The sequence below is a fragment of the Desulfuromonas sp. TF genome, assembly GCF_000472285.1.
Classification (GTDB): domain Bacteria; phylum Desulfobacterota; class Desulfuromonadia; order Desulfuromonadales; family ATBO01; genus ATBO01.
Genome location: NZ_KI421427.1, coordinates 44,807 through 61,189 on the forward strand (window position 1 = coordinate 44,807; position 16,383 = coordinate 61,189).

Sequence of the window (16,383 nt, forward strand, 5' to 3'; positions counted from 1 at the left end):
AAAAGCAGTAACCGCAGGGTCATTTCCTGCTGGGTGCTTGAAGTCTCAAGTCCCTATCGTCTAGCCTGGCCCAGGACACCGGCCTTTCACGCCGGCGACGGGGGTTCGAATCCCCCTGGGGACGCCAAAAGTTGAAGCCCTGCCAATCACTTGGCGGGGCTTTTTCTTTGTGCTTCAGTTGATGGATTACGGAATGAATCCTGATCTGAAAAGTCGATTGCCTGGATTGAGGAATTCGGGTATTTTCAATTAGACTTCAAACCTGAATTGAGTATCACATGAAATCGGACGATATATTTCAGACCATTATGAGCCACCAAGCCGCATTTTCCCGCCTCGGCGTGAACCGCATCGGTCTGTTCGGTTCGGCCGTTCGGGGTGAGGCGAAACCGGAGAGCGACCTGGATTTTCTGGTGGAGTTTCGGCCTGGCGAAAAAAGCTACGATCACTTCTTTGAACTGGCGGAACTACTGGAAAGGCTGTTCGGCCGCAAGGTCGACCTGCTGACTGTCGAATCGGTCAGCCCCATCCTGCGCAAGCGGATTCTCGAAGAGGCCCGGTTTGAAACCATCCATTAGCTACCTTGAGCACATACTGGCCGAGACCGAATATCTGCTGAAAACCTCTCGGCCTCTCAGCCTGAGCGGTTTTCTTGCCGATGAAACGCTGCAGCGAGCCTTTGTCCGCAGCCTGGAAATCATCGGCGAGGCCGTAAAAAATCTCCCCGATGATCTCAAGTCCCGCTATCCCGACCTGGACTGGCGCCGGATGGCGGGAACGCGCGACCGGCTGATTCATGGCTATTTCAGCGTCGACTTCGAGCTGGTCTGGGACATTGTTCAAAACAAGATTCCGTCCCTGCATGAAGGCATCAAGCGCATACTTACTGAAGAACAGGCTTGATCGTTTCGTACGGGCCTTCCCCATCTAACACCAACTTCAGCATAGCCACGACCCAGAAACATTCCCTCCCCCCGAACATCAAGAAATCAACATCCTGCAAGGCCAATATCCGAGAGGGCACCCACTTCAAACTATGTATGATTGCGGCTCAGAGCCTCCCCAGCAGGCGCAGCAGACCGTCCAGTGCGGTATAGGGATGCGGGGGGCAGCCGGGGATGTAGAGATCGACGGGGAGGAGGTCGCCTACTCCGTCGTTCGCCTCGGGGCTGCTGCGAAAGGGGCCGCCTCCAATGGCGCAGGCGCCTGAGGCGATCACCAGCTTCGGGGCTGGAATGGCGGCATAGGTGTCGAGAAGGGGCGATTTCATGTTCTCGGTCACCGGGCCGGTGACCAGGATGCCGTCGGCATGGCGCGGCGAGGCGACGAACTGGATGCCGAAGCGGCCGAGATCGAAGACCAGGGTGGAAAGGACATTGATGTCGGCCTCGCAGGCGTTGCATCCGCCGGCGGAGACCTGCCGCAGCTTGAGGGAGCGCCCGAAGAGCTTCTTCATTCTGGCGTCCAGGGCGGTAGCGAGCTGAAACCCCTCCTCGTCCGTCATCAGCCCCTCGCGGGTGCGCGAAGCCAGGCGGTAGTCTCGGGTGAAGACGAGGGCGCCGTGGGGGCAGGCGGCGGCGCACTCGGCGCAGAAAAGGCAGAGCCCCATGTCCAGCCGGATCTTTCCTTCATCGACCACCAGTGCGCCGTAAGGGCAGCATCCCACGCACTCCGCGCACCCCTGCGGGCATTTTCCCGACTCGATCTCAGGCCGCCCACGGAAGCGCGCGGGAAGGATCGGCTCCTCCTTCGGAAATCGGGAAGTACGGTGCCCCTGGTGGATACGCTCACGGATGATCTTCAGCATTTGCTTACTCCTGAAATACCCTGGTTCTTCCAGGCTGATCAAAAATGCCCAGATGCAAGGCGTCTCGAAATCCGAGGAGTGAGGCGTACCTGGAGGGTACGCCGCAGCGACGCAGGATGAGAGCAACGCAGCAGATGGGCGTTTTTCATCAGCCTGCTACAGGTCGAACCCGCAGTACGATAGATTAAAGCTCTTGTTGCAGAGCGGAAAGTCGGAGATCTGTTCGCCTCGCAGCGCCATCGCCAGGCCGCTCCAGTTGTGGAAAGAGGGATCGACGATCTTGTAACGGGCGAACTTCCCCTGCGCATCGGTGATCGCCACATGGACGATCTCGCCACGCCAACCCTCGACAAGGGAGACCGCGAGAGATTCGGGATGCATCTTGCCTGACGGCTCCTGCATCGCTCCCTCCGGCAGATGTTTCAGACCCCGCCGCAGCACCTCGATGGAAGCCTCGATCTCCCGCCGGCGCACGTTCGCACGGGCGAAGACGTCGCCGGCCTCCTCGATGATCACCGAATCGAAGGCCTCCCGCCAGGCTCCGACGGGGTGGTGCAGGCGCACGTCCCGAACCAGGCCGCAGGCCCGGGCGGCGATGCCGACCAGTCCCAGTTCCTCAGCGGTGTCGGTGCCGACCCTGCCAATCCCTTCCATCCGGGCAAGAACCGACGGGGTGTCGAAGAAGAGGTTGACGGCGCCGCGGGTGTCCCTGGCCGCCATCTCGAGTCTGCCCGATAGTTCGGCTGCCAACGCCGGATCGAGGTCGAAGGCAACACCGCCGGGGCGGACGAGACCGCGGCCGAAACGGCTGCCGCAGAGTTCCGCGGTCATGTTCAGGTAATCGCCGCGCAGCCGCCCACAGAAAGATGCTGTGGGGAGGAAGCCGACGTCGCCGGCCAGCGCCCCGATATCGCCGACATGGTTGGCCAGCCGCTCAAGCTCCAGAGCGATCAGCCGCAGCGATTCCCCCCGCGGCGAAGGAGGAACGCCGGCCAAGGCTTCCAGAAGCTGGCAATGGGCCGTCATATGCCCGATGGAGGTGTCACCGGCGGCGGTCTCCATCCGGTAGCGGGTATTCGGATGGGGCCCACCGGGAAGCTGGCGCTCCAGGGCGCGGTGCTGGTAGCCGAGGGAGATCTCCAGGTGCATGACCTTTTCACCGTGGCATTGAAAACGGAAATGTCCCGGTTCGATCACTCCGGCATGGACCGGTCCGACCGCCACCTCGTGCACCTCCTCCCCTTCCACGCGGTAAAAAGTCATATCCCCAGGTACCGGGTGCCCGCCCGGATCGCGCCCCCACGCATCCCGGCCTCGCTGCCAGGAGCCATGGAAACGGACCGGTTTGAACCAGGGATGCCCCTCCGGAATGATCCCGTACTGTTCGGCAATCTCCCGCTCGAAGAGGTGCAGCTGCGGACAGCGGGGGGTCAGGGAAGGAAAGGATTCATTCACCCGTGTACGCATCAGAGCGAGATTGCCGCGCCAGTCGTGAGCAACGATGGCGAAGAGATCTAAGCCGCCACCGCCGGCAGGAGTCACAAAGAAGGCGGCGACCCGCCCTTCCCTGGCGACCTCCCCGACGAGTTCCTCGGCAAAGACCTCGAAATCGAGGACCGGCAGATCCGCCAGGGGGATCGCACCACCGTTCACAAGGGTTACCGCCGACACCTGCCGATTCATGGCGTCACCTCCAGCACGTCGGCCGCCTCCTGCAAAAAAGTCCGCAAAGCCTCGGGTAGAGACAGGCCCAGAAGCAGGATCAGCAAGATGAAGACGAGGGGCGGCCCGACCGTCAGCAAAGATTCACGGTAGCCCGAGTCGGGTAACCCTTCCGGCTCGGCCCCCTGGGTTACGGAGAGTACCGTCCCCCCCATGCCGATGAAAACCACGGCCAACAAAAAAAGAAAAAGCCCGCCAATGACGCCGTGACCGCCATCGAAAATGCCGCGGAGGATAGTGAACTCGCTGAGAAAGGGGCCGAAGGGGGGAGAGCCTGTAATGGCGAAGAACCCGGCGAGAAACAGTCCCGCCGAGACGGGAACACGGGCCATCGCCCCCTGGACCTCACCGAGGCGTTTGCTCGAATAGGCACGCTGGATATTGCCCGCCGACAAGAAAAGCACCCCTTTGGTCAGGGCGTTGTTCAGCAGGTGGAACATGGCGCCGAAAGTGGCGACCCCGCCGATGCCGACGCCGATAGCCAGAATTCCCATGTGCTCGACGCTCGAATAGGCGAGCAGACGCTTGATGTCCGGCTGACGAACCATGAAAACAGCGGCCAGGGCCAGCGACAGCAAACCAAGACAGAGCATGGCCTGCCGGGCCAAGGCCAGATCGCCGGCCGCCGCCATGATCTGCATGCCGCGCAGGATGGCGAGAAAGGCAACGCTGGTCAGGCCTCCGGCGAGCAGCGCTCCGACCAGTCCAGGCGCCTCTCCGTAGGCGTCGGGCTTCCAGCTGTGGAGGGGCGCAAGCCCCATTTTGGTGCCGAAACCGACCAGAAGGAAGACGAAGCCGGCGTGAAGCCAGGGGCGGGAGAACGTCCCGGCGCGGGCCAGCAGGTCATCCAGTTGAAGGCTGACCGGAACCCCGCCATGCAGAGCGGCGTAGGCAATGAAGAGAATGCCGAGCATGGCCAGGGCGATCCCCACGGAGCAGATCAGCAGATACTTCCAGGTCGCCTCGATGGAAAGGCGGTTGCGGTTATAGTAGATCAGCGGGGCGCTGGTCAGGGTGGTGGTCTCGACCGCCAACCAGAGCAGCCCAAGGTGCCGGGCCAGAGTAGCAAGGGTCACGGCGGAGAGAAAGAGCAGCAGGCAGGGGACGATGACCCGGTTCCCACGATCCATACGGTAGCGCAGGTAGCCGACGGCATAGATGGAACAGCCGAAAAAGAGCAGGCTGGAGACCCCCAGGACCAGTCCCCCGAGGGGGTCCGCGGCGAGCCAGGAGCCGATCGCGCCATCCCCGGTGGCGATCAGCCGGAACGATAAAAGGAGATGGCAGCCGCCGCCAAGCGGCAGCAACCAAGGCCTGACCCAACCTGAGGGGACGGCCAGAGCGACGGCAGCAAGCAACAGTGGCAAAATGATAAGGGCGGCAATCATTATTCCCTCAGGGCGGAGAGGCGTTCGGTGTTCAGGGTCGAGAACTCGCGGTTGATCTGATTGAGGACGATTCCCATGACGAAAATAGCGACCAGCAGATCGAGCAGCACCCCGGCTTCAACCATCAGCGGCATGGCTGCCGACAGGAGAATGCCGAAGACGAAGATGCCGTTCTCGAGCATCAGGTAGCCCAGAACCTGGGTGATCGCCTTGCGCCGGGTAATCAGCAGGAGAAAGCCGGTGAAGAGGGTCGCCAGGGCGGTGGGAATGAAGAGGCCCCCATGGTGCTCCTCGACCAGGGGGAGGAAGTCGGCGAAGATGAATGAGCCGGCGGTGGTCAGGGCGCCGAGGATAAGGGTCGGCACATAACCTATCAGCGGCTCGACCTCCCGCCTGATGCGCACTTCCCGGATGGCACGGAAGAGCAGCCAGGGGATGAAGAGCCCCTTGAGAGCCAGGGCGCCGGCGGACAGAAAAAGAGCGTGCGGATTCACCCCATGGACGGTCACCGGCAGGAGGGAGAGAATCGCCCCCTGGATTGCCACCGCCCTGATGCATGCGCCGAGCCGTGAGCTGCCGAGGGTGAAGAAGTTAAGAAGAATGACCAGAAGCAGAAGAAGATTGTTCGCTTCGTGCATGTCCGAATGCTCCTTCACGGGACACATCAGTCCCATAGGACTTATAGGACCCATAGGTCCCATGGGACGGTTTTCTTTAGCGCAAGACGAGAACCAGAGCGAAGATCGAAATCAGTGTAGTGCCGATCAGCATCTGAGGAACGCGCACCAGACGCAGGCGGGCCATGACCGACTCCACTACCCCGATCAGCACCGCCAGCAGCAGCATCCCGCCGATGAAAAGTGCGACGTCGCCCGGCAGGCTGCCGGTCTGCCACGGCAGGGCGAGGCGCACCACCAGGGCTCCGAGGACGAAGAGCTTCATCGCGGCCCCGTAAAGGATCATGCCGAAGGCCGGACCGCTGTGGTCGAGGACCATCACCTCGTGAATCATGGTCAGTTCCAGATGGGTGTTCGGATCATCGAAGGGGATGCGGCAGTTCTCCACCAGCAGGATCACGAAGAGACAGACCAGGATCAGGCCCAGAGCGGAGCCACCCATCGTCCATCCCTCCCTCAAATTCCGACCGAACATCCCTCCCAGCGACAGACTCCCCGAGAGCCGGGCCAGGACGATGAATGCAAAAAAGACGGTGGGTTCCGCCAAACAGGAAAAGGTCACCTCGCGGGCCGCCCCCATCCCTTCGAAACTCGAACCGGTGTCGAGGGCCGAAGCTACCGTAAAAAAACGGGACAAACCGAAGAGATAAACAAAGAGGATCAGGTCGCCGCTGAAGGAAACGGGAGGGGCCAGACCGCCAAAGGGGATCAGCAGAGCCGCCAGAATGGGCACCGCCAGCCCAACCGTCGGCCCGGCGCGGAAGACCCATGTGGTGGTATCGCTGAAGACGATTCCCTTGCGGAAGAGCTTGGCCAGATCGTAATAGGGCTGCAGAAAGGGGGCGCCGGTCCGGCCGCCGAAGAAAGCCTTGGTCTTGGCGACCACCCCGAGCAGCAGAGGGGAAAGGAGGAAGAGAATCAGAAGGTGAAGGATCGTTCCGACGATCATGATCATCCTCTCAGAAGAGCGCTCAAAACCAGCAGCAGACTGAGTGTCAGGGCCACATAGAGCAGATAGATTCCGGTGATGCCGTGCTGCAGCCGGGCCCGCAGCCAGGTGCAGAACCGCGCCGAGCCCCGGCAGGCGGGGAGAAGCAGGCGGTCGAGAACGGTATCGGGGGTATGGCTGGCAAAGTCGGCGGGAGCCGGGAAGTTGGCCGAAACCTCGCCGCCGTGCCTCTCCGGCCTCAGCCCCCAGCCGAAGAGTCCGGTTAGCATCTGGGCAAAAGAGGAGGCCGTGTACTGCATGCGGCCGGTGGGGAAGGCGTAACCGCACCCCCATGTCGGAGCGGCGGCCTCCTGCCCGGCCGTCTGACGGCGCAGCAACCAGACCGCCAGCGCCAGTATGACGATGAACATCAGGGCGGTGACACTGATGGCCGTCTCCGGCGCGACCTGCCATGCCAGGTCCAGCGGGAGCGGCTCCGCGCCCTGCCAGACGCCCGCGGCCCGTCCGAGCAATGGGACGACGGCGGCGGGCAAAAGACCGATCAGAAGGCAGACGCCGAGCAGAACCCCCATTGGCCAGCGCATATTCACAGGGACCTCGTGTGCTGCCGTCGCCCTCGGCGTACGGGCGCTGCCGAGAAAGGCCACCCCGAAGACCTTGACGAAGCAGGCGAGCGCCAGAGCGCCGATCAGGGCCAGCGCCGGCGCCGCCAGCACCGCCAGTCGCAGGGCGATGGACTCACCGGAGAGCGACTGTAAGAGTCCGAGATAGATGAACCACTCACTGACGAAGCCGTTGAGCGGCGGAAGTCCGCTGATCGCCACCGCTCCTCCAAGGAAAAAGAGGGCGGTCCAAGGCATTGGCCGCAGCAGGCCGCCGTATCGGTCGATCTCCCGGGTGCCCGTGGCGTGTATGATTGAGCCTGCTCCGAGGAACAGGAGAGACTTGAACAGGCCGTGATTGATCACATGCAGCAGCGCCCCGAAGAGCCCCAGTGCCGTCAACAGAGGCAGATCGTAGCTGCGCCCGAGCAGGGCTGTTCCCATCCCCAGTGCGATGATCCCGATGTTCTCGACGCTGTGATAGGCGAGCAGCCGTTTGATGTCGTGCTGAGCGATGGCGAAGAGCACCCCCATGACCCCGGAGACCGCCCCGAGCAGCAGTATGGTCCACCCCCACCAGGGCGGCGCATCGGAAAAAAAGGAAGTGAGGCGCACCAGGCCGTAGATGCCGGTCTTGATCATCACGCCGGAAAGGAGCGCCGAGACGTGGCTGGGAGCGGCGGCGTGTGCACCGGGGAGCCAGACGTGGAGCGGCATGAGGCCGGCCTTGAGGCCGAAGCCGAAGAGTCCCAGCAGAAAGATGGCGCTGGCCCCGGCCGACGGCAGGGCCGCCGAGAGGGGAAAGGCGAAGCTGCCCGTCTCCCGCGCGAGCAGGACGAATACCCCGAAGAGCGCGAGAGTGCCGGCGTGGGTCGCCATCAGATAGATGAAACCGGCACGGCGCGCTTCCTCTTTCTCATCCTCGGTGGTCACCAGAAAAAACCCCGAAAGGGCCATGATCTCCCAGACGACCAGAAACAGCAGGCCGTTGCGGGCGGTGACCACCAGGGTAAGGGAGCCCGCCATCAGCCCGAAGAAGAGGCGCAGCTTGCGGCCATTGGCGGGGTAGCGGCGCTGAGGCCAATAGCCAAGTCCGTAGACCGAGCCGAGAGCAGTGACCAGGTAGACGGGGAAGAGAAAACAGGCCGAAAGGGCGTCCACCTCCACGGAGAAGGCACCTCCGGGAACGGACCAGGGCAGCTCGATAGCGGCGGAACCGGGACCGGCGAGAGCCGCCGCCGTGGCTATGGTCCCCAGCACCGCACCGGTGAGAATCAACAGCGCGGCGAGACGTTCTCCTACAGCCGATCGACGGCTGAAGAAGAGCCCCGGCAGGCCGGAGAGGAACAGCAGCCCGGTGGCGGCCGCGAAGGTCGGCATCACCATGAAGATCCCCTTTCGTCCGGCAGGGCCGACGGCGGCACCGGCAGAGCCTCGGTCATCAGCGTCATACGTCTCCCTCCGAAAAAGATTTCTCGCTCCGGCGCAGTGCGCGGAAGATTTCCTCCCGACTCCCCTCCTCTTCGAGCACTTTGCAGAAGCCGGGGTCCTGTAAAACGAACCCTAGCTTTGAGAGAAGGTGGAGGTGGGAGCGCAGAGTCGGGGTGATGAGGGTGAAGAGGATGACGACCGGTTTTCCGTCGAGCGAGTGGAAGTCGATCGGCTTTTCCAGGAAGCTGAGGGTAACCGTCGGTCGGGTGACATGGAGCAGAACGGGATTGCGCGGATGGGGGATGGCGATGCCGCCTCCGACCGCTGTGGAAGCCAGTCGCTCGCGGGCGATAAGCACCTGAAGCAGATAATCGCGGTCGACTTCGTCGGGGAGGCGCAGATGGGCGACGATATTGCCCAGCGCCTCATCCCGGGTTTTCCCCTCCAGGCGGTAGAAGATCCCTCCAGCCTCCATAGCGTCGCTCAACGATGGGAGGGGAGAGGCTTCGGTTTCGGACTCCTGAAAGATCTCGGGAGACATGCTGATGCGCCGGGCGGTGGCCCAGTCCAGCAGTTCGGCCCGATTGAACCGGTACTGTTCGTGAAAACGGTAGGCCGGCACGATCTTCTGCTTGATCCAGCGATAAATGGTCTTTTCCGAAACGCTGAGCAGGCGGGCGGCATCCCTGACTGACAAGTTCATCTCTGACCCTTGCATGACATTTTAGAACAGCCATAGACATCCTTGGACATTCAAACAAATAGAACATTGTTTGTCAAATCAATTTGGGAGGCTCCGGTCGGCAAATCCACCAACCAACATGCCGGAAGGGTGTTTTTCGCAAATATTTATGGTATGTTGCACGGGCTTGAACCTTTGCGCCAAATTTCAGGGAACCGATTATCTTTATGTCCAATTCCCCCCCCGCGGGAAAACTCGTCGAGATCTACACGGATGGCGCCTGCTCCGGCAATCCCGGCCCCGGCGGCTGGGGGACCCTTCTGCGCTGGGATGGGCATGAGAAGGAACTCTCCGGCTTCGAACCTGAGACGACCAACAACCGTATGGAGCTGACCGCCGTCATCGAAGGTCTGGCCGCTCTCAAACGCCCCTGCCGGATCCGCTTGACCACCGATTCGGAATACGTCAAAAAGGGGATGACCGAATGGATCGACGGCTGGGTCCGGCGCGGCTGGAAGAATTCGCAGAAGAAGGACGTTGCCAACCGCGATCTCTGGGAGCGCCTGCTGGAGCTCTCCGGCCGTCACCACGTTGAATGGTGCTGGGTTCGAGGCCATGCCGGACACCCGGAAAACGAGCGCTGCGACGAGCTGGCGCGGGCCGCCATCGCCGCCGGCAGACAGCGCTGAACGGCCGCCATTAGAAGGACCGCTTCCCAGGCTGATCAAAAATGTTCAGATGCAAGGCGGCCGAAATCCTGAGGAATAAGGCGTACCTGGAAGGTACGTCGTTGACGAAGGATAAGGCCAACGCCGCAGATGGGCGTTTTTCATTAGCCTGTTACCCCGGCATGGACAGCCGGTGAATTTGTGCTATCCTTTCGGTCGCATTATTAAAATCTCCGCGCCCTTTCCGGCAAATAGTGAGCCGCCCCATGTCACCAGTCAACGCCTCAGCCAATTTCCCAACTGCCCCTGTCGGCGCCGAAGCGCCGCCCTCTTTCGATTCTCTGCTGTCGCTGGGGCTCTACGCCGGCATTTCCGTTCTCCTCATCCTGATCCTGCTCTTTCTCGCCTGGTTCCTTGGACATAAGACGCACTCCCAGGTGAAGGGCGAACCCTACGAATCGGGGGTTCTTCCCAGCGGCGAGGCCCGCCTTTCCGAACCGGTCCCCTTCTATCTCGTCGCCATCTTCTTCATCGTCTTCGATGTGGAGATGATCTTCGTCGTCTCCTGGGCGGTCGCCTACGATGCTCTGGGCTGGAACGGCTTCCTCAACGTCGCCTTCTTCATCTTCATCCTGTTCGTCGGCCTGGTGCACCTGTGGAAGACAGGCGGTCTCGATTGGGGTCCCGGGGCGCAGCGACGCCGCCGGCAGGCAAGGACGGCCCGATGAGCGAACACGAGAAGTTTCCCGATAACGTCATCCTCACCAACCTCGATGACGTCATCAACTGGGGACGCAGCAACAGTCTCTGGCCGATGTTCTTCGGACTTTCCTGCTGCTTCGTGGAGATGATGACCAGCATGACGCCGCGCCACGACCTCGCCCGCTTCGGCGCCGAGGTGCTGCGCCCGTCGCCGCGCGAGGCCGACCTGATGGTCATCTCCGGCACCCCCTTCAAGAAGATGGGGGCCTCGATCCTGCGCCTGTACGAGCAGATGGCCAACCCGAAGTGGGTGATCTCCATGGGCAGCTGCTCGAATTCGGGCGGCATGTACGACGTCTACTCGGTCATTCAGGGGGTGAACCAGATCCTCCCCGTCGATGTCTACATCCCGGGCTGCCCACCGCGCCCGGAGGCCTTCATCGAAGGGGTAATGCTGCTGCGCGACAAGATCCGCCGCGAGGAGCGCCCGGCGCGCAAGGTCCTGCACCTGCGCGGCGGCAGCGAGGGGACGACCGCGCCGGTCATGGAGGACGGCGTCAGCAAGAGCCGCGACACCCGCGGCCCCGGCTACGGCAACAGCCCGATTCGTGGCACCTCCCTGCAGCCCCCACGCCTCTGGCAGAGCCGCTCCGAGGTGATGTGGCGGCCGCCGCAGCCGAAGGTCGAATTCCCCTCCTCCACCCCCGATCTGCGGCAGTCGGTAAGGGAGCGCTTCGGAGAGCGGGTGCGGGAGGTCGAGTCCGCCGATATGCCGACCTTCACCGCCGATGCCGCCGAGGCCCCGGAGCTGCTGCGTTTCCTGAAGACGGAGGCGCCGAAAAAGTTCCGGCGTCTGGAGGATCTGACGGCTATCGACGAGCGGCGGCGCAAGCACCCGGTGGAGAGCGATTTCACCCTTGTTTATCACCTCCTCAACTTCGACGATCCCGGCTACGTGCGGGTGAAGGTCCCTCTGCGGGGCGAGTACCCGGAAGCCCCCTCCGTGACCGGCGTCTGGGCCTCTGCCGAGTGGTACGAGCGGGAGGTGTTCGACATGTTCGGCATCGGCTTCACCGGCCACCCGGACCTGCGCCGTATCCTCATGCCCGAGTCCTGGCAGGGCCATCCCCTGCGCAAGGAGCACCCCTTCCGCGGCACCGAAATGCCTCCCTTTACCGACAAGACGGCGGCCACCATGGAACCGCGGCCGGCGGACCAGTTCTTCAAGGGACGGCCGGTCGGGGAAGAGGAACGAGCCATGCTCCTCAACATCGGCCCGCAGCATCCCGGCACTCACGGCGTCCTGCGGCAGATCCTAAAGCTGCGCGGCGAGGAGATCCTCGACGTCGACTCCGATATCGGCTATCACCACCGGGCGGCGGAGAAAGTGGGGGAGCGCCAGCACTGGAACCAGTACATCCCCTATACCGACCGCATCGACTACCTGTCCGGGGTGCTGAACAACCTGGCCTATCTCTACCCCGTGGAGACCCTCCTCGGCATCGAAGTACCGCCGCGCGCCGTCTACGCGCGGATCATGCTCTCCGAGCTCTTCCGCATCGCCAATCACCTGGTCTGGCTGGGCACCTACGCCCACGATGTAGGGGCGATGACCCCGGTCTTCTACGCCTTCGACTCGCGGGAGAAGATCTTCGACCTCATCGAGATGGTCACGGGCGGCCGGATGCACCCCTCCTGGTTCCGCATCGGCGGTCTGCCCGCCGACCTTCCCGACGGATGGAAGACTGTGGTGGACGCGTTTACCTCCGGCTTCGAGGCACGCCTCGGGGAGTTCGACCGCTTGCTCACCGACGGCCCGATCTTCCGCGCCCGCACCGAAGGGGTGGGACCGATCAGCCTCGAGGACGCCATCGAACACGGGATCTCCGGGCCGAACCTGCGCGCCTGCGGCTTCTCCTGGGACCTGCGGCGGAGCATGCCGTACGGCGGTTACTCCGATTTCGATTTCGAGGTGGCCACTGCCACCGGCGGCGACTGCTTCGCCCGTTATCTTGTTCGGATGGAGGAGATGCGGCAGAGCCTGCGCATCGTCCGCCAGGCGGCGGAGAAGATGCCGGGGGGGCGCTGGGTCAGTACGGACTACCGGTATGTGATGCCCCAGCGCAACGACATGCTGGGAGACATCGAAAGTCTGATCGCCCACTTCGTCAACGTCACCCGCGGCATGGCGCCCCCCGTCGGTGAGTGCTACCGGGCGATCGAGTCGTCCAAGGGGGAATACGGCTACTACGCGGTGAGCGACGGCGAGAACGTCCCCTACCGGATGCGCATCCGCACCCCCTCCTTCGCGCACATGCAGGCCTTTCCCCTGATGGCGCGGGGCTGGCTGGTGGCCGACCTGATCACGATTCTGGGGTCGATCGATTTCGTTCTGGCCGATATTGACAGGTGAAGGCAAAAACGTCTCACGCAACGACGCGACGACGCAACGAAAAGCTTTAAATCTTCAAGCATGTTTCACACGAAGCCGCGAAGGCCGCGAAGAAAATCTAAAAAGAAAGATTTAAGCAGTTCTTCGCGTTCTTCGCGGCTTCGCGTGAGAAATCGATTTTGGGTTTTTGGTAAGTTTTTGAAGTTGCAGTTCGTTGCGGTTGCGTCGTGAGTGAGCGCAGCGAGCGGGCGTGAGACAAGGGTTTCAGAAGATATGGATACACTGCTGACCGAAGACCAGCTCGACCACTTCCGCACCCGTGCGGCGGAGATCCCGCACCCGCGCGAACTGGTGATCGATGTGCTGCGGGCGATCCAGGGGAACCGCGGCTGGGTGCCTGACGAAGGGGTGGAGCTTGCCGGGGAGATCCTCGGCCTCTCGCCGCTGCAGGTGGAGGAGGTCGCCACCTTTTACGACAAGATCTTCCGCCTGCCGGTGGGTAAGCGGGTGATCCACCTCTGCGATTCGATCTGCTGCTGGAGCAGGGGCGCGGAGGATCTGTACAACTATCTGCAGGAGAAACTCGGCATCGCCCCCGGCGAAACCACCGTCGACGGCGTCTTCACTCTGCTTCCCACCTGCTGCCTCGGCGCCTGCGGCGAAGCGCCGGCGATGATGATCGGGCTGACGACGTACGGGCACCTCACCCGGGAGCGGGTGGATGAGATTCTGGAGATGGAACGCGCGAGCGCTTCTTAAGGTTTTGAGCTATGAACGATACCCCCCAAGTCCTGTTCAAGAACCGCCGCCCCGGCGAAACCGCCTTCCTCAAGGAATACGGGAAGACCGGCGGCTACGAGGGGCTGCGCAAGGCGGTTAAAATGTCCCCGGCCGAAGTGCGGGAGACGGTGAAGGCCTCGGGGCTGCGGGGCCGCGGCGGCGCCGGTTTCTCGACGGGGTTGAAATGGTCCTTCTTCCCCGCCGACAAGCCGGGCGAGAAGTACCTGGTGTGCAATGCCGACGAGATGGAGCCGGGTACCTTCAAGGACCGCGAGCTGCTGCTGGCCGACCCGCACCAACTCGTCGAGGGGATGATCGTCGCCTCCTACGCCCTGCAGACGCAGGTGTCCTACATCTTCATCCGCTACGCCTACGAGCAGTGCGCACGGAACCTGGAGCGGGCCATCGCCGAGGCGAAGGAGGCGGGTTTCCTGGGAAAGGATATCCTAGGCACCGGCTTTTCCTGCGACATGTATGTCCATCGCAGCGCCGGCCGCTACATTTGCGGCGAGGAGACGGCGCTGCTGAATGCCCTGGAAGGGCTGCGGGCCAATCCCCGCTCCAAGCCCCCCTTCCCCGCGGTACGGGGGCTGTTCGGCCAGCCGACGACGGTGAACAACGTAGAAACCCTGGCGAACATCCAGCACATCGTCGCCCACGGTCCGGACTGGTTCAGGGGCCTCGCCCGAACCAAGGAAGGGGCAGGGACCAAGCTCTACGGACTCTCCGGACACCTGAACCGCACGCCTTGCCTGGAGCTGCCGATCGGCACCACCCTGCGGGAGATCGTCGAAGAACACGGGGGAGGAGTGTGGAAGGGGCGGAAAATGAAAGCCTGTCTCCCCGGCGGCGCCTCCACCCCCTATCTCTCCGCGGAGCACCTCGACGTCCCTCTCGACTTCGAGCCGGTGGAGCAGGCCGGCAGCCGCTTCGGCACCGCGGGGGTGACCGTGTTCGACCAAACCACCTGCATGGTCGAGGCGACCCTCAACCTCAACAACTTCTTCGCCCGGGAGAGCTGCGGCTGGTGCACGCCCTGCCGCGACGGCCTACCCTTCGTCTCCTGGCTGCTTCAAAAGATCGAGCGGGGGGAAGGGACGATGGAGGATATCGGCACCCTGCAGGACCAGCTCCGGAACATCACCGGCACCACCTTCTGCGCCCTCGCCCAGGGCGCCGTCGGCCCGATCGAAAGCCTGCTCCGGCTGTTCATGGACGAAGTGGTGGATCATATCAAGCGGGGGCGGTGCCCCCTGAAGACCGGATAAAGCGTCATTAGTCATTGGTCATTGGTTTAAAAACAAATGACAAATGACCATTGACAAAGGACGATTTTCAACCATGCCGACTCTGACCATCGACAACCAACAGATAACCGTCCCCGAGGGGACCAACGTCCTCGAGGCCGCGAAGGGTCTGGGGATCGTCATCCCTCACTTCTGCTATCACGAAGCGCTCGGAGCGGTGGGGGCGTGCCGGCTGTGCGCCATGGTTTTCGTCGACGGGCCGGTCAAGGGGCTGCAGATGTCCTGCATGATCAAGGCCCAGGACGGAATGGTCGCCTCCACCCTGGACCCGCGCGCCACCGACCTGCGAAAGCATGTGGCCGAGTGGCTCATGATCAATCATCCCCATGACTGTCCGGTATGCGACGAGGGGGGGGAATGCCAGCTGCAGGACATGACGGTGGCGAGCGGCCACGGCATTCGCCGCTACCGCGGACGGAAAAAGACCTACAACAACCAGCATCTCGGTCCCTTCGTCTGGCACGAGATGAACCGCTGCATCCAGTGCTATCGCTGCGTGCGCACCTATCAGGACTACTGCGGCGGCACCGACTTCGGAGTACAGGGATGCAACCAGCGCATCTACTTCGGACGCTTCCGGGACGGCACCCTGGAGAGCCCTTTCTCAGGGAATATCGTCGATGCCTGCCCGACCGGGGTGTTTACCGACAAGCCCTTCCGTTACCGTGCGCGCCACTGGGACCTGCAGGAAGCCCCCTCGATCTGCCCCCACTGCTCCCTGGGCTGTGCCACGGTTCCGGGGGCGCGGTACCGAGAGCTGCAGAGAGTGCGCGGCGGGGTGAACCGGCAGACCAGCGGATTCTTCATCTGCGACCTCGGCCGCTTCGGCTACGGCCATGCCAACCACCCGGAGCGGCCGCGCCGTCCTCGCCTGGACGGGCAGGAGATCACCTGGGGAAACGCGATGGCTGCCGTCCGCGGCCGTCTTGACGATATCGCAGACAGGCACGGCCCCCAAGCGGTGGCGTTCCTCGGCTCGCCCCGGGCCTCCCTGGAATCCAATGTTCAGCTTCTCGCCCTGGCCCGCTCCTTGGGGAGCGAAAATGTCGTCTTCGATTCCCATCCCGGCCGCGACCGGGCTGCGCGCCTCACCGCCGCCGGACTCGGCGAGCAGGCCCGCAGCCTGGAGGAAATCCGGCAGAGCGATTTCCTCCTCTTTGTCGGCGCCGACCCCCTGAATGAAGGCCCCGCCCTCGCCCTGGCGGCGCGGCAGGCGGCACGCCGCGGCGCACCCGCGGCGGTGATCGACCCCCGGCCGGTCGAACTCCCCTTCCCC

General features: G+C 63.0%; 15 protein-coding genes and 1 tRNA gene. 9 read left to right on the top strand and 7 right to left on the bottom strand.

What is annotated here, in order from left to right; translation table 11 throughout:
* The first annotated feature begins 49 nt into the window (after positions 1–49).
* From DTF_RS0119370 to DTF_RS0119380, 3 genes are all read left to right on the top strand, one after another.
* Positions 50–127: transfer RNA gene (locus DTF_RS0119370), tRNA-Glu, on the top strand.
* 151 nt (positions 128–278) lie between these two features.
* Positions 279–578, top strand: a complete 300-nt coding sequence (locus DTF_RS0119375; protein WP_027716654.1) for a nucleotidyltransferase family protein — start codon at positions 279–281, stop codon at positions 576–578.
* Positions 562–903: a DUF86 domain-containing protein gene (locus DTF_RS0119380; protein WP_027716655.1), complete on the top strand. Its 342-nt coding sequence runs from the start codon at positions 562–564 to the stop codon at positions 901–903. The genes DTF_RS0119375 and DTF_RS0119380 overlap by 17 nt, the downstream gene beginning before the upstream one ends.
* 148 nt (positions 904–1,051) lie before the next feature.
* Here the strand turns inward: DTF_RS0119380 and DTF_RS0119385 are convergent, their stop codons facing one another.
* From DTF_RS0119385 to DTF_RS0119415, 7 genes are all read right to left on the bottom strand, one after another.
* Positions 1,052–1,807, bottom strand: coding sequence for a 4Fe-4S dicluster domain-containing protein (locus DTF_RS0119385; protein ID WP_027716656.1), 756 nt, complete (start codon positions 1,805–1,807; stop codon positions 1,052–1,054).
* Positions 1,808–1,963: 156 nt separating this feature from the next.
* Positions 1,964–3,490, bottom strand: a complete 1,527-nt coding sequence (locus tag DTF_RS0119390; protein WP_027716657.1) for an NADH-quinone oxidoreductase subunit C — start codon at positions 3,488–3,490, stop codon at positions 1,964–1,966.
* Positions 3,487–4,917, bottom strand: a complete 1,431-nt coding sequence (locus tag DTF_RS0119395) for a proton-conducting transporter membrane subunit (RefSeq protein WP_027716658.1) — start codon at positions 4,915–4,917, stop codon at positions 3,487–3,489. The genes DTF_RS0119390 and DTF_RS0119395 overlap by 4 nt, the downstream gene beginning before the upstream one ends.
* A complete protein-coding gene (locus DTF_RS0119400; protein ID WP_027716659.1) occupies positions 4,917–5,555 on the bottom strand; it encodes a hydrogenase in 639 nt (212 codons plus the stop codon). Before DTF_RS0119400 ends, DTF_RS0119395 begins: the two co-directional genes overlap by 1 nt.
* Positions 5,556–5,631: 76 nt before the next feature.
* The gene (locus DTF_RS0119405; RefSeq protein ID WP_027716660.1) at positions 5,632–6,540 is read right to left on the bottom strand and encodes an NADH-quinone oxidoreductase subunit H; all 909 of its coding nucleotides are present in this window, start codon (positions 6,538–6,540) and stop codon (positions 5,632–5,634) included.
* A 5-nt stretch (positions 6,541–6,545) separates the two neighbouring features.
* Positions 6,546–8,531, bottom strand: coding sequence for a proton-conducting transporter membrane subunit (locus DTF_RS0119410; RefSeq protein ID WP_027716661.1), 1,986 nt, complete (start codon positions 8,529–8,531; stop codon positions 6,546–6,548).
* A 61-nt stretch (positions 8,532–8,592) separates the two neighbouring features.
* Positions 8,593–9,279, bottom strand: a complete 687-nt coding sequence (locus tag DTF_RS0119415; RefSeq protein ID WP_027716662.1) for a PTS sugar transporter subunit IIA — start codon at positions 9,277–9,279, stop codon at positions 8,593–8,595.
* Positions 9,280–9,485: 206 nt separating this feature from the next.
* Here DTF_RS0119415 and rnhA point away from each other — a divergent pair, with 206 nt between their 5' ends.
* The 6 genes from rnhA to DTF_RS0119445 all read left to right on the top strand — a co-directional run.
* Complete coding sequence (gene rnhA, locus DTF_RS0119420; protein ID WP_027716663.1) at positions 9,486–9,947, top strand: ribonuclease HI; 462 nt, start codon at positions 9,486–9,488, stop codon at positions 9,945–9,947.
* A 245-nt stretch (positions 9,948–10,192) separates the two neighbouring features.
* Positions 10,193–10,654 carry an NADH-quinone oxidoreductase subunit A gene (locus DTF_RS0119425; RefSeq protein WP_027716664.1) on the top strand — a complete coding sequence of 154 codons (462 nt, stop codon included), beginning with the start codon at positions 10,193–10,195 and terminating at the stop codon, positions 10,652–10,654.
* Entirely contained in the window at positions 10,651–13,041 is a 2,391-nt protein-coding gene (locus tag DTF_RS0119430) for an NADH-quinone oxidoreductase subunit B/C/D (RefSeq protein ID WP_027716665.1), read from the top strand. Before DTF_RS0119425 ends, DTF_RS0119430 begins: the two co-directional genes overlap by 4 nt.
* A gap of 252 nt (positions 13,042–13,293) precedes the next feature.
* Positions 13,294–13,779: an NADH-quinone oxidoreductase subunit NuoE gene (gene nuoE / locus DTF_RS0119435; RefSeq protein WP_027716666.1), complete on the top strand. Its 486-nt coding sequence runs from the start codon at positions 13,294–13,296 to the stop codon at positions 13,777–13,779.
* Positions 13,780–13,790: 11 nt separating this feature from the next.
* Positions 13,791–15,068: an NADH-quinone oxidoreductase subunit NuoF gene (gene nuoF / locus DTF_RS0119440; protein ID WP_027716667.1), complete on the top strand. Its 1,278-nt coding sequence runs from the start codon at positions 13,791–13,793 to the stop codon at positions 15,066–15,068.
* A 73-nt stretch (positions 15,069–15,141) separates the two neighbouring features.
* A partial coding sequence (locus DTF_RS0119445) for a 2Fe-2S iron-sulfur cluster-binding protein (RefSeq protein WP_027716668.1) occupies positions 15,142–16,383 on the top strand: 1,242 nt, incomplete at its 3' end.

Coding starts and splice junctions, on each gene's coding strand:
- DTF_RS0119375 (WP_027716654.1), top strand. CDS start 279: ATGAAATCGGACGATATATTTCAGACCATTATGAGCCACCAAGCCGCA.
- DTF_RS0119385 (WP_027716656.1), bottom strand. CDS start 1,807: ATGCTGAAGATCATCCGTGAGCGTATCCACCAGGGGCACCGTACTTCC.
- DTF_RS0119390 (WP_027716657.1), bottom strand. CDS start 3,490: ATGAATCGGCAGGTGTCGGCGGTAACCCTTGTGAACGGTGGTGCGATC.
- DTF_RS0119395 (WP_027716658.1), bottom strand. CDS start 4,917: ATGATTGCCGCCCTTATCATTTTGCCACTGTTGCTTGCTGCCGTCGCT.
- DTF_RS0119400 (WP_027716659.1), bottom strand. CDS start 5,555: ATGCACGAAGCGAACAATCTTCTTCTGCTTCTGGTCATTCTTCTTAAC.
- DTF_RS0119410 (WP_027716661.1), bottom strand. CDS start 8,531: ATGGTGATGCCGACCTTCGCGGCCGCCACCGGGCTGCTGTTCCTCTCC.
- DTF_RS0119415 (WP_027716662.1), bottom strand. CDS start 9,279: ATGAACTTGTCAGTCAGGGATGCCGCCCGCCTGCTCAGCGTTTCGGAA.
- rnhA (WP_027716663.1), top strand. CDS start 9,486: ATGTCCAATTCCCCCCCCGCGGGAAAACTCGTCGAGATCTACACGGAT.
- DTF_RS0119425 (WP_027716664.1), top strand. CDS start 10,193: ATGTCACCAGTCAACGCCTCAGCCAATTTCCCAACTGCCCCTGTCGGC.
- DTF_RS0119430 (WP_027716665.1), top strand. CDS start 10,651: ATGAGCGAACACGAGAAGTTTCCCGATAACGTCATCCTCACCAACCTC.
- nuoE (WP_027716666.1), top strand. CDS start 13,294: ATGGATACACTGCTGACCGAAGACCAGCTCGACCACTTCCGCACCCGT.
- nuoF (WP_027716667.1), top strand. CDS start 13,791: ATGAACGATACCCCCCAAGTCCTGTTCAAGAACCGCCGCCCCGGCGAA.